The 18,163-nt window shown below is 66.4% G+C and carries 22 protein-coding genes; 15 read left to right on the top strand and 7 right to left on the bottom strand.

Annotated features, from left to right (window positions below; translation table 11 throughout):
• Window positions 1-126: 126 nt before the first annotated feature.
• The 9 genes from C8J44_RS06185 to C8J44_RS06145 all read left to right on the top strand — a co-directional run bounded on the left by C8J44_RS06185 (window position 127) and on the right by C8J44_RS06145 (window position 8,195).
• Window positions 127-471: an L-rhamnose mutarotase gene (locus C8J44_RS06185; RefSeq protein ID WP_121903685.1), complete on the top strand. Its 345-nt coding sequence runs from the start codon at window positions 127-129 to the stop codon at window positions 469-471.
• A 204-nt stretch (window positions 472-675) separates the two neighbouring features.
• Entirely contained in the window at window positions 676-1,977 is a 1,302-nt protein-coding gene (fucP, locus tag C8J44_RS06180) for an L-fucose:H+ symporter permease (RefSeq protein ID WP_121903885.1), read from the top strand.
• 13 nt (window positions 1,978-1,990) lie between these two features.
• Complete coding sequence (locus tag C8J44_RS06175) at window positions 1,991-2,722, top strand: SDR family oxidoreductase (protein WP_121903684.1); 732 nt, start codon at window positions 1,991-1,993, stop codon at window positions 2,720-2,722.
• A 7-nt stretch (window positions 2,723-2,729) separates the two neighbouring features.
• On the top strand, window positions 2,730-3,878 hold the full coding sequence (gene lldD / locus C8J44_RS06170; RefSeq protein WP_121903884.1) for an FMN-dependent L-lactate dehydrogenase LldD: 1,149 nt from the start codon (window positions 2,730-2,732) through the stop codon (window positions 3,876-3,878).
• Entirely contained in the window at window positions 3,875-4,729 is an 855-nt protein-coding gene (locus C8J44_RS06165) for a fumarylacetoacetate hydrolase family protein (protein ID WP_121903683.1), read from the top strand. The genes lldD and C8J44_RS06165 overlap by 4 nt, the downstream gene beginning before the upstream one ends.
• Window position 4,730: 1 nt before the next feature.
• On the top strand, window positions 4,731-5,609 hold the full coding sequence (locus tag C8J44_RS06160) for an amidohydrolase (protein ID WP_121903682.1): 879 nt from the start codon (window positions 4,731-4,733) through the stop codon (window positions 5,607-5,609).
• The gene (locus C8J44_RS06155) at window positions 5,606-6,640 is read left to right on the top strand and encodes an aldo/keto reductase (protein ID WP_121903681.1); all 1,035 of its coding nucleotides are present in this window, start codon (window positions 5,606-5,608) and stop codon (window positions 6,638-6,640) included. Before C8J44_RS06160 ends, C8J44_RS06155 begins: the two co-directional genes overlap by 4 nt.
• Window positions 6,637-6,936: a UxaA family hydrolase gene (locus C8J44_RS06150; RefSeq protein WP_121903680.1), complete on the top strand. Its 300-nt coding sequence runs from the start codon at window positions 6,637-6,639 to the stop codon at window positions 6,934-6,936. Before C8J44_RS06155 ends, C8J44_RS06150 begins: the two co-directional genes overlap by 4 nt.
• 68 nt (window positions 6,937-7,004) lie before the next feature.
• Window positions 7,005-8,195 carry a UxaA family hydrolase gene (locus C8J44_RS06145; RefSeq protein WP_121903883.1) on the top strand — a complete coding sequence of 397 codons (1,191 nt, stop codon included), beginning with the start codon at window positions 7,005-7,007 and terminating at the stop codon, window positions 8,193-8,195.
• Window position 8,196: 1 nt separating this feature from the next.
• Here C8J44_RS06145 and C8J44_RS06140 read toward each other — a convergent pair whose 3' ends face one another.
• On the bottom strand, window positions 8,197-9,135 hold the full coding sequence (locus tag C8J44_RS06140; RefSeq protein ID WP_121903679.1) for an ABC transporter ATP-binding protein: 939 nt from the start codon (window positions 9,133-9,135) through the stop codon (window positions 8,197-8,199).
• Between the two features lie 281 nt (window positions 9,136-9,416).
• On the opposite strand from C8J44_RS06140, the gene C8J44_RS06135 reads away from it, so the two are divergent.
• Window positions 9,417-9,650, top strand: a complete 234-nt coding sequence (locus tag C8J44_RS06135) for a zinc-finger domain-containing protein (protein ID WP_121903678.1) — start codon at window positions 9,417-9,419, stop codon at window positions 9,648-9,650.
• A gap of 18 nt (window positions 9,651-9,668) precedes the next feature.
• The gene (tldD, locus tag C8J44_RS06130; RefSeq protein ID WP_121903677.1) at window positions 9,669-11,096 is read left to right on the top strand and encodes a metalloprotease TldD; all 1,428 of its coding nucleotides are present in this window, start codon (window positions 9,669-9,671) and stop codon (window positions 11,094-11,096) included.
• Between the two features lie 6 nt (window positions 11,097-11,102).
• Here tldD and C8J44_RS06125 read toward each other — a convergent pair whose 3' ends face one another.
• Both C8J44_RS06125 and C8J44_RS06120 read right to left on the bottom strand, forming a co-directional pair.
• Complete coding sequence (locus C8J44_RS06125) at window positions 11,103-11,399, bottom strand: CcdB family protein (protein WP_183128707.1); 297 nt, start codon at window positions 11,397-11,399, stop codon at window positions 11,103-11,105.
• On the bottom strand, window positions 11,399-11,644 hold the full coding sequence (locus C8J44_RS06120) for a type II toxin-antitoxin system CcdA family antitoxin (RefSeq protein ID WP_121903675.1): 246 nt from the start codon (window positions 11,642-11,644) through the stop codon (window positions 11,399-11,401). The genes C8J44_RS06125 and C8J44_RS06120 overlap by 1 nt, the downstream gene beginning before the upstream one ends.
• Window positions 11,645-11,693: 49 nt before the next feature.
• Here C8J44_RS06120 and C8J44_RS06115 point away from each other — a divergent pair, with 49 nt between their 5' ends.
• Both C8J44_RS06115 and C8J44_RS06110 read left to right on the top strand, forming a co-directional pair.
• Complete coding sequence (locus tag C8J44_RS06115) at window positions 11,694-12,254, top strand: pyridoxamine 5'-phosphate oxidase family protein (RefSeq protein ID WP_121903674.1); 561 nt, start codon at window positions 11,694-11,696, stop codon at window positions 12,252-12,254.
• Complete coding sequence (locus C8J44_RS06110; protein ID WP_121903673.1) at window positions 12,251-12,448, top strand: DUF2007 domain-containing protein; 198 nt, start codon at window positions 12,251-12,253, stop codon at window positions 12,446-12,448. Before C8J44_RS06115 ends, C8J44_RS06110 begins: the two co-directional genes overlap by 4 nt.
• 217 nt (window positions 12,449-12,665) lie before the next feature.
• Here the strand turns inward: C8J44_RS06110 and C8J44_RS06105 are convergent, their stop codons facing one another.
• From C8J44_RS06105 to C8J44_RS06090, 4 genes are all read right to left on the bottom strand, one after another.
• Window positions 12,666-13,994 carry a sorbosone dehydrogenase family protein gene (locus tag C8J44_RS06105; RefSeq protein ID WP_121903672.1) on the bottom strand — a complete coding sequence of 443 codons (1,329 nt, stop codon included), beginning with the start codon at window positions 13,992-13,994 and terminating at the stop codon, window positions 12,666-12,668.
• A 79-nt stretch (window positions 13,995-14,073) separates the two neighbouring features.
• Complete coding sequence (locus tag C8J44_RS06100) at window positions 14,074-14,973, bottom strand: hemolysin family protein (RefSeq protein WP_120299875.1); 900 nt, start codon at window positions 14,971-14,973, stop codon at window positions 14,074-14,076.
• 27 nt (window positions 14,974-15,000) lie between these two features.
• Entirely contained in the window at window positions 15,001-15,519 is a 519-nt protein-coding gene (gene ybeY, locus C8J44_RS06095) for an rRNA maturation RNase YbeY (protein ID WP_121903882.1), read from the bottom strand.
• A gap of 72 nt (window positions 15,520-15,591) precedes the next feature.
• Entirely contained in the window at window positions 15,592-16,482 is an 891-nt protein-coding gene (locus C8J44_RS06090) for a LysR family transcriptional regulator (RefSeq protein WP_121903671.1), read from the bottom strand.
• A gap of 238 nt (window positions 16,483-16,720) precedes the next feature.
• Here C8J44_RS06090 and C8J44_RS06085 point away from each other — a divergent pair, with 238 nt between their 5' ends.
• Together C8J44_RS06085 and wrbA are read left to right on the top strand one after the other, a co-directional pair.
• Window positions 16,721-17,440, top strand: coding sequence for a pirin family protein (locus tag C8J44_RS06085; protein ID WP_121903670.1), 720 nt, complete (start codon window positions 16,721-16,723; stop codon window positions 17,438-17,440).
• A 117-nt stretch (window positions 17,441-17,557) separates the two neighbouring features.
• Window positions 17,558-18,160, top strand: a complete 603-nt coding sequence (gene wrbA / locus C8J44_RS06080; RefSeq protein WP_121903669.1) for an NAD(P)H:quinone oxidoreductase — start codon at window positions 17,558-17,560, stop codon at window positions 18,158-18,160.
• Window positions 18,161-18,163: the final 3 nt, after the last annotated feature.

Below are 18,163 nucleotides of genomic sequence, written 5' to 3'. Positions count from 1 at the left end.
CGCCGAGGGCAGGGCGCCTGCTCCACAACGACCGGCTGATTGACGCAGAATGAGACCAGCCTATCATATGTGCAATCAAAATTCGAATTTCCGGTTATCGCCGTCGCCGGAATTGAGGAGAGAAAAATGTCTCGTCGCGTGTGTTTTGCGCTCGATCTTGTCGATGATGCGGATCTGATCGCCGACTATGAGCGGGCGCATGCGCCGGGCGCGGTCTGGCCCGAGGTGACGCGGGGTATCCGTGACAAGGGCTTCACCGACATGGAAATCTGGCGTGTCGCCGATCGCCTGGTGATGATCGCACAGGTCGCCGACTACTGGCCACGCGACCTCGACGCGGAGGGGAGGGCGGTCGATACGCGCTGGGAGGCGGCGATGGACCATTTCCAACGCCCGCTGTCGTGCGCCGGTGATGGGGAAAAATGGGTCCCAATGCGCCGCATATATTCGCTCGGCGACCAAGCCGGTTAGAGGCTGCCATCGACGGGATCCGCGCGTCCTGTGGGCGTGGTTTCCAGGGAAGAGGTTGCCAAAGGCGAAGTGCTCGGTTAGCTCTCGCTTGTGAAAATATGATCTCGCATGTGTGGAGGCGGTGTTTCGCTGCCACACGTTTATCGATGGCCTCCGCGGCGTCGCAACGATCGAGACTGGAGAGACAGGATGGCCTTGCCGCCGATGATCGATTCTCACCCGGCCGATCCTCACCACGCCCCGCGTTCGACGGGCGGCGCGGACGGCGGACGCTATGTCGCGGCGCTCGTCATTACCGTCGCGCTGTTCTTCCTGTGGGGGATGGCGAACAACCTGAACGACATCCTGATCGCGCAATTCCGCAAGGCGTTCGCGCTCTCGGACTTCGGCACCAGCTTCGTCCAGCAGGTCTTCTATTTCGGCTATTTCGTCGTCGCGATCCCGGCCTCGTCGGTGATGCGGCGCTTCGGTTACAAGACCGCGATCGTCACCGGGCTGACGCTGTACGGGTGCGGCGCATTGCTGTTCTATCCCGCCGCTGTCGCCGGCATGTACCAGCTGTTCCTGCTTGCACTGTTCGTGATCGCCTGCGGTCTCGCCTTTCTCGAGACATCGGCCAACCCGTTGATGACCGAACTGGGCGATCCGCGCACCGCGACGCGGCGGCTCAACTGGGCGCAGGCGGCCAACCCGCTCGGTGCGATCACCGGAATCCTGGTCGGGCGCAATTTCATCCTGTCGGGGATCGAGCATAACGAGCGCAGCCTGGCCGCGATGAGCGATGCGGCGCGCGACGCGTTCTACCGCGCCGAAGTGCAGGCGGTGGTGATGCCCTATGTCGCGATCGCCGGGGTCGTGCTGCTGTTCGCGGTCGCCGCCGCGCTGGTCCCGTTCCCGCGCGGCAGCGTCGAGCATGATCAGGGCCCGACGGGTCGATTCACCGATGTGTTCCGCCGCCCGCAGCTGATCGCGGCGGTCGTCGCGCAGTTCTTCTACGTCGGCGCGCAGGTTGGGCTGTGGAGCTATACGATCCGCTATGCGCAGGCGAACGCTGGCATGGGCGAACGCGCCGGGGCCGATGCGCTGTTCGTGTCGCTGGTGCTGTTTGCGGCGGGCCGCTTCGTCGGCACCGCGCTGATGGCGCGGCTTGCGCCGGTCGTCTTGCTGGCGATTTTCTCGGCGATCTCGCTGCTGCTGGCGGTGTTCGCAGGCGTCGTCGGCGGCACGATCGGCCTGTACGCGATGGTCGCGGCCAGCCTGTTCATGTCGATCCAGTTCCCGACGATCTTCGCGCTCGGCGTCGAGGGTCTGGGGCCGCTGCGCAAGGCGGGTTCGTCGTTGATCATCATGGCGATCATCGGCGGGGCGGCGCTGACCGCGCTGATGGGCTGGGTCTCGGATCGCGCCGGAATCACGCATGCGATGCTGGTGCCGGCCGCGTGTTTCGCAGGCGTATTCGCCTTTGCACTGTACGCCCGCGGCGCGACCGCGCGGGCATCGATCTGAAAGGAAAGACGACGTGGATAGACTGAAGGGCAAGCGCGCGATCGTAACCGGTGCCGGCCAGGGTATCGGGCGCGCCGCGGCGGAACTGTTCGCCGCGGAGGGCGCCGAGGTGCTCGCGCTCGATCGCAACGCGGCAACGCTCGCCGATCTCGCCGGATGCACCACGCATGTCATCGACCTGACCGATCGCGGGGCCATCAGAGCATTCGCCGAGAGCGCCGGCGGGGTCGACGTGCTGTTCAACTGCGCCGGCTATGTCGATGCAGGCGTGCTGCTGGAGACCGCCGACGCGGGCTACGACCTGTCGTTCGACCTCAACGTCCACGCGATCACCCACATGCTGACCGCGTTGCTGCCGGCGATGATCGCGCGCGGCGGTGGCTCGATCGTCAACATGTCCTCGGTCGCCGGCGCGGTGATCGGCGTCGGCAACCGCTACGCCTATTGCGCCTCTAAGGCCGCGGTGGCCGGGATCACCCGCTCGGTCGCGCTCGACTATGTCGCCAAGGGTATCCGCTGCAACGCGATCTGCCCGGGCACGGTGCAGTCGCCGTCGCTCGACGAGCGGCTCGCGGCGACCGGCGACGAGGCGGCGGCGCGCGCCGCGTTCATTGCACGTCAGCCGATGGGCCGGCTCGGCAAGGCCGACGAGGTCGCGGCGCTCGCGCTGTATCTCGCATCGGACGAGAGCGCCTACACCACCGGGCAGTTGCACGTGATCGACGGCGGCTGGTGCATGGCCTGATGCGATGGTGACGATCGCCTCGACCCTCGATTTCCAGCGTGCGGCGAAGGCACGGCTGCCGCGCTTCCTGTTCGATTATGCGGACGGCGGCGCGTATGCCGAGCAGACGCTGCGGCGTAACACCGCGGATCTCGCCGACATCGCGCTGCGCCAGCGGGTGTTGCAGGACGTCGCGACGATCGATCTGTCGACCACCTTGTTCGGCCGGCAGATGCCGCTGCCGGTGGCGCTCGCACCGATCGGGATCGGCGGCATGTATCGCCGTCGCGGCGAGACTCAGGCGGCGCGCGCCGCCAACGCGCGCGGCCTGCCGTTCACGCTCTCGACCGTCGGGCTGTGCGGGATCGACGAGGTCCGGCGCGCCACCGACGGACCGTTGTGGTTCCAACTCTACGTCCTGCGCGACCGTGGTTTCATGCGCGAACTGATCGCGAACGCCAAGGCGGCAGGCGCGGAGGCGCTGGTGTTCACGGTCGACATGCCGGTACCGGGCGCCCGCTACCGCGACGCGCATTCGGGCATGTCCGGGCCACGTGCGCCACTGCGCCGAATGCTGCAGGCGATCGGACGGCCGGGCTGGGCGTGGGACGTCGGCCTGCGTGGTCGTCCGCACCGGCTCGGCAATCTGGAGCCGGTGCTCGGCAACGCTAGCGGCATGAACGATTACATGGGCTGGCTCGGCGCCAATTTTGATCCGTCGATCCAGTGGCGCGATCTCGACTGGATCCGCGCAGCGTGGGACGGTCCGCTGATCATCAAGGGCATTCTCGACCCCGACGACGCGCGCGCCGCCGCCGATGTCGGCGCGGACGGGATCGTCGTCTCGAACCACGGTGGCCGCCAGCTCGACGGCGTGCTGTCGACCGCACGCGCGCTGCCGGCTATCGCCGATGCGGTCGGCGACCGGCTGACCGTGCTGGCGGATTCGGGCGTGCGCTCGGGTCTCGACGTCGTGCGGATGCTCGCGCTGGGCGCACACGGTGTCCTGCTCGGGCGCGCGTGGCTCTATGCGCTGGCCGCGCGCGGCGAGGCGGGCGTGACCCAACTGCTCGACCTGATCGAAAAGGAAATGCGCGTCGCGATGACGCTCACCGGCGTCAACACGATCGCCAAGATCGATCGCTCCATTCTGGTTTCTGCAAAGGATAATCTATGAAACTCTGTCGCTATGGCACGCCCGGAAACGAACAGCCGGGCCTGATCGATGCCGACGGCCGCCTGCGCGCGCTGACCGGTCACGCCGACATCGCCGCTGAGACGCTTTCGCCCGAATCGCTGGCAAAGCTCGCCGCGATCGACCCCGCCACGCTGCCGCTGGTCGAGGGCGAGCAGCGCTACGGCGTGCCGGTATCGGGCACGCGCAAATTCATCGCGATCGGGCTGAACTACGCCGATCACGCCGCCGAATCGAACCTGCCGATCCCGGCGGAGCCAGTCGTCTTCAACAAATGGGTCAGCTGTCTGCAGGGCGCGAACGATCCCGTCGTCATCCCGCGCGATTCGAAGAAGACCGACTGGGAAGTCGAACTCGGCATCGTCATCGGCACCCGCGCCGAATACGTCGAAACCGCCGACGCACTCGCGCATGTCGCCGGCTACCTCGTGGTCAACGACGTCTCCGAGCGGCATTGGCAGATCGAGCGCGGCGCGACCTGGGACAAGGGCAAGGGCTTCCCCACCTTCGGCCCGGTCGGCCCGTGGCTCGTCACCGCCGACGAAGTGGGCGATCCGCAGAACCTGTCGATGTGGCTCGACGTCAACGGCAAGCGGATGCAGGACGGCAGCACGAAGACGATGATCTTCTCGGTCGCCGAGATCGTCGCCTATTGCTCGCAGTTCATGACGCTGGAGCCCGGCGACATCATCACCACCGGCACGCCGCCGGGCGTCGGCATGGGCCAGAAGCCCGAGCCCCGGTATCTCAGGGCGGGCGACGTCGTCACGCTCGGCATCGAGAAACTCGGCGAGCAGCGCCAGGATTTCGTCGCCTGGCAGCCGCGCAACTAGGATGACCCGACCGCCGTTCGTCGATGCGCATCTGCACCTCTGGGACAGGGATGGCCTGCGCTATCCCTGGCTCGACGAGCCCGACACCGCGCCGATCGCCGCCACCTATACGGTCGCGCACCACCGCGCGGCGGCGGCGGCGTGGAACCTGGTCGGCGCGGTGCACATCGACGCCGGCGCGCACCGCGACGACGGCGAGCGCGAGACCGACTGGCTCAACGCGGTCGCCGACACGCAGGGTCTGCCCGATGCGATCATCGCACGCGTCGAACTCGACGATCCCGACGTCGAGGCGCTGCTGGCCCGGCAGGCGGCGCGACCGCGCGTCCGCGGCATCCGCCATCTCGTCAACTGGCACCCCGACGCCGTGCGGCAAGCCTATCCGCGCGACCTGACGATCGATCCGGCCTGGCGACGCGGCTTTGGCCTGCTCGCCGATCACGCGCTCAGCTACGATTTCCACGGCTTTCCCGCGCAGCTTGCCGGGCTGGTCGAGATCGCCGCGCTCCACCCGAGCGTTCCCGTCGTCGTCAATCATCTCGGGCTGCCGATCCCCGGCGACGGGCTCGAGCAATGGCGCGCCGGGATTACCGCGCTGGCGGCGATGCCGCAGGTGTCGATCAAGCTGTCGGGCGCCGGCTTCATCCACGCGCCGTTCGACCCCGCCGCCTTTGCCGACATCGTCGCGGAGGTGATCGAGCTGTTCGGCACCCGGCGCGTGATGGTCGCCACCAATTTCCCCACCGACCGCCTGTTCGCGACGCTGGACGAGACGCTCGGCGCCTATGAGGCCCTGCTCGCCGACCGCAGCGACGACGAGCGCGCCGATCTGTGGGGCCGCAACGCCAACCGCATCTATCGACTGGACCTGGACCTTTGACGCATATTCCCCACCGGACGATCGGCCGCACCGCGCTGTCGGTGCCCGAACTCGGCTTCGGTGCCGCCTCGCTCGGCAATCTCTACGCGCCGGTCGCCGACTCCGATGCGCGCGCCGCGGTCGATGCCGCGCTCGCCGCGGGGCTGCGCTATGTCGACACCGCGCCGCATTATGGCCGCGGGCTGTCCGAACGGCGCGTCGGCGATGCGCTGCGGTTGCAGCCGGATACCGTCGTCTCGACCAAGGTCGGCCGGTTGATGGATCCCGATGCCTCGATCACCGACGACCGCGAACGCGACGGCTTCCGATCGCCGATGCCGTTCCGCATGCGCTACGACTACACGCATGACGGCATCCTGCGCAGCCACGAGCACAGCCTGCAGCGGCTGGGCGTAGCGAAGATCGACCTGCTCTATGTCCACGACATCGGGCGGTACACGCATGGCGACGCCGCGGACGGCTATTGGCAGCAACTGACCGCCGGTGGCGGGTTGAAAGCACTCGAGCGGCTGCGCGACGAAGGCACGATCACGGGCTTCGGCATCGGCGTCAACGAAATCCAGGTCTGCCTCGACGTGATGGCGGAGGCACGGCTCGACGCGATCCTGCTCGCCGGGCGCTATACATTGCTCGAACAGGATGCGCTCGATGCACTGTTCCCGGCGTGCGAGGCGGCGGGGACGTCGATCGTGATCGGTGGCCCATACAACAGCGGCATCCTCGCGACTGGCACGCGGCGCGGCGGCACGATCCACTATGATTACGGTCCCGCGCCCGACCACGTGCTGGCACGCGTGCGCGGAATCGAGGCGATTGCGGACCGCCACGCCGTCGCTCTGCCCGCCGCCGCGCTCGCGTTCGTGCTCGCGCATCCGCTCGTCGCCAGCGTCATTCCGGGCATCGGCAGCGCGGCGCGCGTGGCGCAGACGGTCGACCTGTATCACGCGGCGATCCCGCCGGCGTTCTGGGATGACTTGCGCACCGAAGGGCTGCTGCGCGGCGATGCGCCGGTGCCGGAGTTGACGGCATGACTGCCGCCGCGATCCGCCTGTCGCCCAGCGACAATGTCGCGGTAGCCTGCCGCAACCTGATCTCCGGCGAGACGATCGTGGTCGAGGGCACCACGCTGGCGATCACCGAAAAGGTCGATCTCGGTCATAAGATCGCAGTCTCGTCCTTGAAAACGCGCGACAAGATCGTCAAATATGGCATGCCGATCGGGTCGGCCACGGCGGACGTGCCCGCGGGCGGCTGGGTGCACATGCATAATATGCAAAGCGACTATATCCCCGCGCACCTGCGTGACGCGGCAGGAGATCATTCATGAACGACGCGGTGCAGGCCTTTGGGGTCCAGACCACTGGGGCCCAGAACTATGTGGCCCAGAACGACGGGATGATGACCGGCTGGCTGCGCGCCGATGGTCGCAAGGGCATCCGCAATGCCATCGTGGTCGTGTACCTGGTCGAATGCGCGCATCACGTCGCGCGCCGGATCGTCGACAAGATCGACGATCCGCGCGTCCAGCTGATCGGCTTTCCGGGCTGCTATCCCAACGACTACGCGCTGGCGATGATGAAGGCGCTGACCACGCACCCCAATGTCGGTGGCGTCGTGTTGCTGTCGCTCGGCTGCGAAAGCTTCAACCGCGAACTGCTCGGCGCGAACGCGCGGGAGCAGGGTCGTCCGGTCGAGACCGTGGTGATCCAGCAGGTCGGCGGCACCGGCCCGGCGATCGCGGCGGGCATGGCGGCGGTCGAACGCGTCCGTGCCGAAGCCGACGCGCGCGCGCGCCGTGTGCCGATGGCAATGTCCGAGCTGGTGATCGGCACGATCTGCGGCGGGTCCGACGGGACCAGCGGGATCACCGGCAACCCGGCGGTCGGCCGCGCCTTCGATACGCTGATCGACGCGGGTGCGGCGTGCATCTTCGAAGAAACCGGCGAGATGATCGGCTGCGAAGGCCATATGGCGAGCCGCGCCGCGACACCCGCGGTGGCGGACGCGCTGATTGCGTCGGTCCACAAGGCCGAGCTCTATTACCGCGCGATGGGCTATGGCAGCTTTGCACCCGGCAATGCCGAGGGTGGGTTGTCGAGCCAGGAGGAGAAATCCGCCGGCGCTTATGCCAAGTCGGGCAGCCGCGCGATCGATGGCGTGATCGACCCCGCCGAACTGGTGCCGGGGCCGGGACTCTATCTGCTCGACGTGGTGCCGCCGGGCGATCCGAAGTTCGGCTTTCCCAACATCGTCGACAATGCCGAGATCGGCGAACTGATGGCGAGCGGCGCGCATATCAACCTGTTCGTCACCGGCCGCGGCTCGGTGGTTGGCTCGGCGATCTCGCCGGTGGTGAAGATCTGCGCCAATCCCGACACCTATCGCCGGATGGCCGACGACATGGATGTCGACGCCGGCCGCATCCTCGAGGGGCGCGGTACGCTGGACGAGGTCGGCGCCGAGATCGTCGACCTGATCGTCGGCATCGCGAACGGCGCGCAGACCAAGTCCGAAGAGCTGGGCCATTCCGAATTCATCCTGACGTACAAGGCGTCGGGACCCGCACGCCCCGCGGTCTGCCACTGAGTCAGGCGTTGGCGGCGCGCGTCAGGCTGAGGAAGACGTCCTCGAGATCGGGTTCCTTGGTCGAGACGTCGACGATCCCGAACCCGACGGACTGGACCGCGGCCAGGACTTCGCCTGCGTTCACGCGGTCCTTCTTGTAGGTGATCTCCAGCGTCCGCGTGCCCTTCAGCGCGATCTTCTGGAAACAGGCATTCGCCGGGATGTCGGTGACGTCGCGGTCGACGGTGACCGCGACGATCTTCTCCTGCGCCTTGCCGACCAGTTCGCGCGTCGGTTCGTTCGCGATCAGCCGACCGTTGTTGATGATCGCGATCCGGTCGCAGAGTTCCTCGGCTTCCTCGAGATAATGCGTGGTGAGCACCACCGTCACGCCGGCCTGGTTGAGGCTGCGGACATAGGTCCAGAGCTGTTGGCGCAGTTCGATGTCGACGCCCGCGGTCGGCTCGTCGAGGACGAGGACGGGCGGCGAGTGGACCATCGCTTTCGCCACCATCAACCGCCGCTTCATCCCGCCCGACAGCGTGCGCGCATAGGCGTGCGCCTTGTCCTCCAGATGCACCGCGCGCAGCAACTCCATGGTGCGGCGCTTTGCCTTGGGGACGCCGTAGAGCCCGCCCTGGATTTCCAGCGTCTCGAACGGCGAGAAGAACGGGTCGAACAGGATTTCCTGGTTGACGATCCCGATCGACGCCTTGGCGTTGCGCGGGTGTTCGTCGATGTCGAATCCCCAGATCGCCGCGCTGCCGTCGGTCTTGTTGACGAGCCCGGCAAGGATGTTGATCAGCGTCGACTTCCCCGCACCGTTCGGGCCGAGCAGGCCGAAGATCTGGCCGCGGGGCACGTCGAACGTCACGTCGTCGAGCGCACGCTTGGGCGGCGCCGTGCCTACGGGCGCGTAGGTCTTGCAAAGGTTCTTGATGGCGATGGCGGCTTCGGTCATGCCAGCGGCATAGCGGCGGCCGCAAGGCGGGTCATCCCCTGACGATCAAAGAAGATCGGTTCGCGCAAAGGCGCAGAGAGCCTGGAGGAGTTGTATCAAGCCTGTCAGTCGGGAGACGCCACTATCTGCTCGGCTGTAGATGATATGAAAGGTCGCTCCGCGACAAGCGGAACATCTCCGCACTCTCTGCGCCTCTGCGCGAACCCATTCTTACTTCTATTCCGCCGGCCCACGCAGAAGAAGCAATTGCCCGGCCCGCCCGCGCTTGCTATCGCCCCTGCATGCATCCGCCGCTCGAAACCATCCGCGTCACCCACGCCCGCGTCGCCTGCGACGGCGCCACCGACATTCCCGGCGGTGCAGCGCTCGGCCATCCGCGCGTCTGGTTGCAGATCGACGAGACGGGATACGTCGATTGCGGCTATTGCGACCGGCGCTTCATTCTCGTCGGCGGTGCCGCTGATGGCGCGGACCAGTCGACTTTGCGCGACCACGGGGATGGCGCAGGGCGCTAAGCCTCTTATATCTATCGGATGACGATAGCAGCAGACCCCCGTTCGTTTCTCTACCGCGATACCCTGGACCCCGAACAGGCGCAGGCGCTGACCGCCAAGGCGCTCGGCAAGGCCGATGACGGCGAGCTGTATCTCCAGTATCGCAAGGCCGAGGCGTTCGGGTTCGACGATGGCCGGCTGAAGACCGCCTCCTACGATACAAGCTCGGGCTTTGGCCTGCGCGCCGTCTCGGGTGAGATGACGGCGTTCGCGCATTCGAACGAGATGACCCCCGCCGCGATCCGTCGCGCCGCCGAGACGATGGCGCTGATCGAACCCGGTGTCGCCGCGAAGGCCGGTCCGCCGCAGGGCACCAACCAGCGCCGCTACACCGCCGCCGATCCGCTCGACCTCGTGCCGTTCGCCGACAAGGTGAACTTGTGCCAGACGATCGACGCCGCCGCCCGCGCGCGCGATCCTCGCGTGGCGCAGGTATCGGTCAGCTTGTCCGGGACGTGGTCCGTGGTCGAGATCGTCCGCGCAGATGGCTTCGTCGCGACCGATGTGCGGCCGTTGGTCCGGCTCAACGTGTCGATCGTCGCCGAGCAGAATGGCCGTCGCGAGACGGGCAGCTACGGGATCGGCGGCCGCTATCTCTACAACGACCTGTTCGAGCCGGCGACGTACAATCGCGCGATCGACGAGGCGTTGTCGCAGGCGCTGGTCAACCTCGACTCGATCGCGGCACCAGCCGGCGAGATGACCGTGTTGCTCGGCAATGGCTGGCCCGGCATCCTGCTGCACGAGGCGATCGGTCACGGGCTCGAGGGCGATTTCAATCGCAAGGGCACGTCGGCCTTCTCGGGCCGCATCGGCGAGCGCGTCGCGGCCGAGGGCGTGACGGTGGTCGACGACGGATCGCTGCAGGATCGCCGCGGGTCGCTGACGATCGACGACGAGGGCACGCCGACGCGCGAGACCGTGCTGATCGAGGACGGCATCCTCAAGGGCTATATGCAGGATCGCCTCAACGCACGGCTGATGGGTGTCGAGGCGACCGGCAACGGCCGGCGCGAAAGCTATGCGCACGCACCGATGCCGCGGATGACCAACACCTTCATGAAAGCGGGCAACGACGACCCGGCCGAGCTGCTGTCGCGCGTGAAGAAGGGTATCTTCGCCAAAGCCTTCGGCGGCGGGCAGGTCGATATCGTCTCGGGCAAGTTCGTGTTCAGCTGCACCGAGGCGTATCTGATTGAGGACGGCAAGCTCGGTGCGCCGATCAAGGGCGCGACGCTGATCGGCGACGGTCCGAGTTCGCTGACCAAGGTGGGCGGGATCGGTAACGACTTCGCGCTCGACGAGGGTATCGGGATCTGCGGCAAGGGAGGCCAGTCGGTGCCGGCGGGTGTGGGCCAGCCGACGTTGCTGGTCGATGGGCTTACGGTCGGTGGGACGGCGGCTTAAGGTTCTTCAGTAGCTGCCCGTTAGTATGTCGATCGCGCTGCCAATGCGGTATTCGTTCTCGACCAGCGAGACGATTGGCTCGGACAACAGTTTCACTGAGATCGCGGCTGCGAGGTGCGTTTGCATGACGTATTCGGTGCCGTGGATTGCGAAGACCGGGTTTAGCCGTCGATCGCCCCCCGGCATATCGGCATACAGCCTGAGCGGTACGATGAAACGACTGTTCAGGTCCGACAGCAAATTAGACTGGCAGTCGAGCCAATACCCCCCTTCGGGTGCGGGGTAGACGTCGAATCGCGCCATCAGGCCAGTCGATATCGATCGAGCGGCAGGCCATTTTCTTCGATCCAGGCGTTGTTTGCCGTGATCCAGTCGCGATGCTCCTCGCGCCATTTTTCTTCTTGCACGCGTTTTGCCGCCGCGCGGATCGCGATTTCGCTGACTTGTGACAGGTTGATTCCGGCCTCGCGTGCAGCCGCGACGATACCGGTATCGAGCGACAGGTTCACCGATTTGCGCTTGCCGGTGGCGATGGGATCATGTTTCATGCGCACAAAGTATGCGCGTTGACGACGCGCGTCAATTCGGAGCCGAACGATGGACTTCTTCCCCGCGCTCACCGACGATCATCGCGCGTTCGTGATGCGGCAGCCGGTATTCTTCGTTGCGACAGCCGCGGAAGGCGCGCGGATCAATCTCAGTCCCAAGGGCATGGACAGCTTTCGTGTGCTCGATCCAAAGACGGTCGCGTATCTCGACGTCGGCGGTTCCGGAAACGAGACGAACGCGCATCTGGGCGCCGATGGTCGCATTACGATCATGTTCTGCGCGTTCGACCAGCCCGCGCTGATCTTCCGCATCTACGGCAAGGGCCGCGCGGTGTTGCCGCAGGACGATGGCTGGGCCGAGCTATATGCGGAGTTCACGCCGTTGCCGGGCACGCGGCAGATCTTCGTGATCGCGGTCGACGAAGTGCAGACGAGTTGCGGCTGGGGCGTGCCGTTCATGACGCTGGACAGCGAACGCCAGACGCTGTCGAAATATCACGCCAGGCAGTCCGACGCCGAACGGACCGAGGAATTGGCGGGGCCAGTTGCGAGCATCGACGGCTTGCCGGTGCGGCTCGGCACCGTCCTGCCGGACCGCGTCGGCGCATGAGCCTGGTCGAGCTGGGGCGGTACGGGCGCAACGAGGCGCATATCATCGTCGGGCGGCTGGAGAGCGAGGGCATCCCCGCGATCGCGTTCGATGGCGGGATGTCGATCATGGAGGGCAGCTGGTTGCTGATCCCGGTCCGCGTGATGGTCGACGAGGATGATCTAGAAGAGGCTAGGGGGATTTTAGCGGGGTGAGGGGGTGCGTTAGGCGCTGGCAGGAAACCGCCGACCTACCCCCCGGATCGTCATTCCCGCGCAGGCGGGAACCCATACTGGCAAAGCTGGCGAGTTAATCGACAACCCTTGAGCTTCTGGATCCCCGCGTTCGCGGGGATGACGGGGAGTTAGTGATTATGCGCGCTGCATTACGATAATGTTGGAGGGCGGAGTCGTGGTTCGCCCTCCACCGAAATCACCCCCCAGCGCTTACCCGCCAGATCGCGTTGCCGACGTCGTCCGCGACCAGCAGCCCACCGGTCTTGTCGGTGATGACGCCGACCGGACGACCTTGCGCGTCGCCATCCTTGTTCAAGAACCCGCCGAGTACGTCGACTGGCTTCGCGTTCGCCGCCGGGAAGCCAGTGTCGCCGAAGGGCACGTAGACGACCTTGTAGCCCGAGACCGGCTTGCGGTTCCACGAGCCGTGCTCGCCGACGAACGCGCCGTTGGCGAATTTCGCGCCGAGCTTAGCATCCGCGGAGAAGGTCAGGCCGAGCGCGGCAACGTGCGGTCCGAGTGCATAGTCGGGACGCTTGGCATATTGCTGGAGCGCAGGGTTTTTCGGCTCGACGCGGGTGTCGGGATAGCCGCCCCAATAATACCAGGGCCAGCCGAAGTTATCGCCGAACTCGACCTGCGTCAGGTAATCCGGCGCGAGGTCGGAGCCGAGCATGTCGCGCTCGTTGACGACGGTCCACAGCCCGCCCGACTTGGGGTTGATCGCCATGCCGTTGGGGTTGCGCAGACCGGCGGCGTAGATCCGCCAGTTCTTGTCCTTCGGCCAGACCTGCAGGATGTTGGCGCGGTATTTCTCGGCGTCCATGCCATTCTCGGCGATGTTCGACGACGAGCCGACGCCGACGTACAGCGTCTTGCCGTCGGCAGCGGTGATGACGTTGCGTGCCCAGTGATTGCCGCCGGGGTTGAGCTTGATGACGAGCTCGGGCTTGGCGGTGATCTTGGTCGCGCCGTCGGTGTACGGCACGCGGATGAGCGCGTCGGTGTTGCCGATATAGAGCTGGCCGTCGAGCAGCGTCATGCCGAACGGCGAGTTGAGGCCGGTCATGAACACCGATTTCGTCTCCGCCACGCCGTCGCCGTTCGCGTCGCGAAGCAGCGTTATGCGGTTCGCCGACGGCACGCCGGCGCCGGCGCGACCCATCAGGATCTTCATCACCCAGCCGGTGATCCCGCCGCCCTCGCGCGGGGGCGAGTTCGTCTCGGCGACCAGCACGTCGCCATTGGGGAGGCGGTACATCCAGCGCGGGTGATCGAGTCCGGTCGCGAACGGCTGGACCTTGAGGCCGGCGGCAGGCGTCGGCATCGCGCCGTTCTGCCAGCCGACGACCTTGGCGACCTTGACCGTCGGGATCGTCTGGATGCGGGGATCGGTGATCTTGGGCAGCTTGCCGGCGACCTGGTCGACCGACAATTCCGCCGTGTCGGGCCAGGCGAGATAGGTGACGCCCGCGGCGATCACGAGCAGGATCAACCCAAGGACGATGAGGATGTGTTTGCGCATGAAGGGAAGTTAGAACGGAGGCAGGGCCGGGGCAATGGATCATGGGTAAAAGGCCCGCCGATCCATTGCAGAGGCAGTATCAGTCGTCGTCCTCGACCGGCACCACCGGCGGATGCAGGCGCAGGCGATTAATACGGCGTTCGTCGGCGTCGATGATCTCCAGCTTCCAGCCACTCGGATGATCGACGCATTCGCCGATCTGCGGGACATGCCCCGCCAGCAAGGCCGCCAGCCCGCCCAGCGTGTCGATATCGCCATCGACCTCCGCCAGACGCGGATCGATCAGTTCGGCGGCATCCTCCAACTCGGCGCGCGCATCCGCATCCCAGGCGCCACCTTCGATCGGCGTCATCAGCACCTGCGGCGCCTCGTCATGCTCGTCCTCGACCTCGCCGACGATCTCCTCGATCAGGTCCTCGAACGTCACGAGCCCTTCGGTGCCCGAATATTCGTCGAGCACGATCGTCAAATGGACGTGCTTCTGCCGCATGTCCGCGAGCAGATCGAGCGCACCGCGCGACATCGGCGCATAAAGCGGCTCGCGGATCAGCCCGGCGATCGACGTCGGATGCTCGGCTCCGGTCGCGAGGATGTTGAAGACGTCCTTGATGTGGACCATGCCGATGATCGTATCGAGGTTGTCGCGGTACACCGGCAGGCGGCTATGGCCCGCTTCGGCGAACAGCTTGACGAGATCGGCGAACGGCGTGTCCTCCTCGACCGCGATGATGTCCGCGCGCGGCACGCCGACGTCGCCCGCGTCGCGCTCGCTGAAGTGGAGCAGGTTGCGGACCATCTGGCGCTCGAGCGGGGTGAGATCGCCCTTTGCATCGGGGGCGGGATCGCCCTCGTGCCGGTCGATCGCATCCTCGAGCTGGTCGCGAAGGGATTCGTCTTGAGCACCGAAGATCAGGCCCTTGAGCCCGCGCCAGATACTGTCGCTACTATCGCCGTTACCGGCATTGGGGCCATCGGCCATCGTGGTCGTCAGTCCTTTGTGGTGGAATCAGGGTGTTATCAAGTAAGGATCGTGGAGTCCGAGCGCCGCGAGCGCATCGCGCTCGATCTGCTCCATGCCCTCGGCCTCGTCGTCGTCGATATGGTCATAGCCTAGCAGATGCAGCGTGCCGTGCACCATCAGATGCATCGCATGATCCTCGACCGAGATACCGCGCTCGGCCGCTTCCGCGACGCAGACGCCGTGCGCGAGGATGATGTCGCCGAGCAAGACCTCGCCGTCGTCCGAATTCTGGGTGATCGTCTCCAGCAAGTCCGGCTGGACCATCGGGAAGGACAGGACGTTGGTCGGCTTGTCCTTCTGGCGGTACTGCTTGTTGAGGGTATGGACCTCGTCGTCCGACGCGAGCCGGATCGAGATCTCGACCGTCGCCGCGCTGGTCAGCAGTTCGCCGTGCGGAGTCCGCTCGATCGCCGCCGTCGCCGCACGCAAGGCGAGCGCCTCCCAGTCATACCCAGGGCCCTGGCCCGGCCAGGGGGCGTCGGAAGAAAGTGCTATTTCGAGCATGCAGGCCTTTCGGGGCGAAAGCGTCAGGACGAAAGCATTACCCGCGAACGGAAGTTCCACGCCAGCGCATTTCTATCGGTCGCGCAGGCGGCGCCCAAGGAATTCGATCAGTGCCTCGACCCTGGCCGGCCGCAACGGGCTGGGTGGAGTCAGCAGATGAAGCCCGATCGGCGCGGGCGCCCAATCGTCGAGGATCGTCACCAGCGCGCCGCTCGCGAGATGCGCATTGACGATGAAGTCGGGCAGCCGCGCGATGCCGAGGCCGGCGATCAGCGAGGGGACGAGCGCTTCGCCGCTGTTCGCGGTAAGCTGGCCCTGCGTGCGTACCGAGACGTCCGCGCCGGCGGGGCCGTGAAAGCGCCAGGGCCCGACCACATTGGAATAGCCGAACAGTTTATGCTCGCCGAGTTGCGCCGGATGCGTCGGCGTTCCGTGCGCCGCCAGATAACGCGGCGCTGCGACGAGATGCGCCTGGATCGTGCACAGGCGGCGCGCGCGGAGCGAACTGTCGGGCAGCTCGGCGATCCGCAACGCGACGTCGAACCCCTCCGCGACGATATCGACGCGCGCGTCGGACAGATGCAGGTCGACCTCGATGCCGGGATGCGCGGCGAGAAACTCGGCGAGCAACGGCGCGACGTTGGTGATGCCGAAGCTCATCGGCGCGGCGAGGCGGACGCGACCGGTATGCGCGCTGGCGGCGTCGTGCGCAGACTCTTCGGCGGCCCGCGCTTCGGCGAGGATACGCGCGGCATGCTCGGCGAGCGGCTTGCCGGCCTCGGTCAGCGCGAGCCTGCGCGAGGTGCGGTGGAACAGCGACTGGCCGAGATGCGCTTCGAGCCGCGTGATCGCCTTCGACACCGTCGCCTTGCTCAAGCCCACCGCATCGGCGGCCGCGCTGAACGAGCGATGCTCCACCACACTGGCGAAGATTGCCCAGGCTTCGAGATCGGGCAGGCGCATGGGGGGCTCCGCAAACATCAGAAATATACCACCCCGGCGAAGGCCGGGGCCCAATTGGGAGGCATCGATAACGAAGCGCAGTCCTTCGTTATGTTGACCTTGCCAATTGGGCCCCGGCCTTCGCCGGGGTGGTGGATCAGCTCGCCATCACGCTAGCACCGAAACGATCGGTTTCCACCGTTTCTATTTACGCGGCGATCCCCGCGCCTATCTTGGGATCAACCAGTGGAGACATCTCATGACGACCACGACGCTCAGCAAAGTAGACCGCCGCGCCTTCGACAGCCTCGGCCATGCCGACCACGGCTGGCTCAACGCGCGGCATCATTTCTCGTTCGCCAGCTATTACGATCCCGCGCGGATGGGCTGGGGCGCGATCCGGGTGTGGAACGACGACCAGATCGCTGCCAATTCGGGCTTCCCGCCGCACCCACATCAGGACATGGAGATCATCACCTACGTCCGCAGCGGCGCGATCACGCATCAGGATTCGCTCGGCAACAAGGGCCGTACCGAGGCGGGCGACGTTCAGGTGATGAGCGCCGGCACCGGCGTCCGCCACGCCGAGTATAATCTCGAACCAGAGACGACGACGATCTTCCAGATCTGGATCGAGCCTTCGCGCAAGGGCGGCGCGCCGAGCTGGGGCGCCAAGCCGTTCCCCAAGGGCGAGCGCTCGGGCCAGTTCGTGACGCTGGCGAGCGGGTTCGAGGGTGATGGCGACGCGTTGCCGATCCGCGCGAATGCCCGCGTGCTGGCCGCGACGCTGAAGGCCGGCGACAGCGTCGACTATGCGATCGGCGAAGGTCGCCACGTCTATCTGGTGCCCGCGACCGGTGCGATCACGATCGGCGACGACGCCTTTGCCGCACGCGACGGAGCGGCGCTCTCGGGCGGCCAGACGGTGACGATCACGGCACAGGACGACGCCGAGATCGTTCTCGTAGACTCGGAATAATACTCCCCTCCCGCTTGCGGGAGGGGTTGGGGGAGGGGCTTCCTACCTCGACCCCGCCCGGAACTTCCCTCCCCTAACCCCTCCCGCAAGCGGGAGGGGAACTCGAAGGAAACACATATGACCAAGGTTCTCGTGCTGTATTACTCGTCCTACGGCCACATCGAGCAGATGGCCGACGCCGTCGCCGAGGGCGCGCGGGCCGGGGGTGCCGACGTCGATATCCGCCGGGTCGCAGAGACCGCACCGCAGGCCGTCATCGAGGCCGCGCACTTCAAGACCGACACCGCGCACGCCGAGATCGAAGGTCCCGCCGCGCTCGAACAGTATGACGCGATCATCGTCGGCGCGCCGACCCGCTTCGGCCGGATGCCTGCGCAGATGGCGCAGTTCTGGGACACGACCGGTGGCCAGTGGTTCTCGGGCGCCTTGGTCGGCAAGGTCGGCGGTGCGTTCACCTCGACCGCGAGCCAGCATGGCGGGCAAGAGACGACCTTGTTCTCGATCATCACCAACCTGCTGCATCACGGCATGACGATCGTCGGGCTCGACTATGGCTTCCAGGCGCAGATGGGCGTCGACGCGGTCAACGGCGGCTCGCCCTACGGCGCGACGACGATCTCGGACGGCGACGGCAGCCGCATGCCGAGCACCGCGGAACTCGACGGCGCCCGCTACCAGGGCAAGCGCATCGCGGAGACCGCGGCCAAGTTGAAGGGCTGAACC

Origin of the sequence: Sphingomonas sp. PP-CE-3A-406 (assembly GCF_003688625.1) — a bacterium.
Lineage (GTDB): Bacteria > Pseudomonadota > Alphaproteobacteria > Sphingomonadales > Sphingomonadaceae > Sphingomonas.
The sequence above is the reverse complement of the archived record's forward strand: the minus strand, read 5'-3'. Positions and strand labels throughout refer to the sequence as shown.

What these genes read in the sequence shown, in the direction of transcription:
- C8J44_RS06185 (WP_121903685.1), top strand. Translation starts at nt 127, where the DNA reads ATGTCTCGTCGCGTGTGTTTTGCGCTCGATCTTGTCGATGATGCGGAT.
- fucP (WP_121903885.1), top strand. Translation starts at nt 676, where the DNA reads ATGATCGATTCTCACCCGGCCGATCCTCACCACGCCCCGCGTTCGACG.
- C8J44_RS06165 (WP_121903683.1), top strand. Translation starts at nt 3,875, where the DNA reads ATGAAACTCTGTCGCTATGGCACGCCCGGAAACGAACAGCCGGGCCTG.
- C8J44_RS06160 (WP_121903682.1), top strand. Translation starts at nt 4,731, where the DNA reads ATGACCCGACCGCCGTTCGTCGATGCGCATCTGCACCTCTGGGACAGG.
- C8J44_RS06150 (WP_121903680.1), top strand. Translation starts at nt 6,637, where the DNA reads ATGACTGCCGCCGCGATCCGCCTGTCGCCCAGCGACAATGTCGCGGTA.
- C8J44_RS06145 (WP_121903883.1), top strand. Translation starts at nt 7,005, where the DNA reads ATGATGACCGGCTGGCTGCGCGCCGATGGTCGCAAGGGCATCCGCAAT.
- C8J44_RS06140 (WP_121903679.1), bottom strand. Translation starts at nt 9,135, where the DNA reads ATGACCGAAGCCGCCATCGCCATCAAGAACCTTTGCAAGACCTACGCG.
- C8J44_RS06135 (WP_121903678.1), top strand. Translation starts at nt 9,417, where the DNA reads ATGCATCCGCCGCTCGAAACCATCCGCGTCACCCACGCCCGCGTCGCC.
- tldD (WP_121903677.1), top strand. Translation starts at nt 9,669, where the DNA reads ATGACGATAGCAGCAGACCCCCGTTCGTTTCTCTACCGCGATACCCTG.
- C8J44_RS06125 (WP_183128707.1), bottom strand. Translation starts at nt 11,399, where the DNA reads ATGGCGCGATTCGACGTCTACCCCGCACCCGAAGGGGGGTATTGGCTC.
- C8J44_RS06120 (WP_121903675.1), bottom strand. Translation starts at nt 11,644, where the DNA reads ATGAAACATGATCCCATCGCCACCGGCAAGCGCAAATCGGTGAACCTG.
- C8J44_RS06115 (WP_121903674.1), top strand. Translation starts at nt 11,694, where the DNA reads ATGGACTTCTTCCCCGCGCTCACCGACGATCATCGCGCGTTCGTGATG.
- C8J44_RS06110 (WP_121903673.1), top strand. Translation starts at nt 12,251, where the DNA reads ATGAGCCTGGTCGAGCTGGGGCGGTACGGGCGCAACGAGGCGCATATC.
- C8J44_RS06105 (WP_121903672.1), bottom strand. Translation starts at nt 13,994, where the DNA reads ATGCGCAAACACATCCTCATCGTCCTTGGGTTGATCCTGCTCGTGATC.
- C8J44_RS06100 (WP_120299875.1), bottom strand. Translation starts at nt 14,973, where the DNA reads ATGGCCGATGGCCCCAATGCCGGTAACGGCGATAGTAGCGACAGTATC.
- ybeY (WP_121903882.1), bottom strand. Translation starts at nt 15,519, where the DNA reads ATGCTCGAAATAGCACTTTCTTCCGACGCCCCCTGGCCGGGCCAGGGC.
- C8J44_RS06090 (WP_121903671.1), bottom strand. Translation starts at nt 16,482, where the DNA reads ATGCGCCTGCCCGATCTCGAAGCCTGGGCAATCTTCGCCAGTGTGGTG.
- C8J44_RS06085 (WP_121903670.1), top strand. Translation starts at nt 16,721, where the DNA reads ATGACGACCACGACGCTCAGCAAAGTAGACCGCCGCGCCTTCGACAGC.
- wrbA (WP_121903669.1), top strand. Translation starts at nt 17,558, where the DNA reads ATGACCAAGGTTCTCGTGCTGTATTACTCGTCCTACGGCCACATCGAG.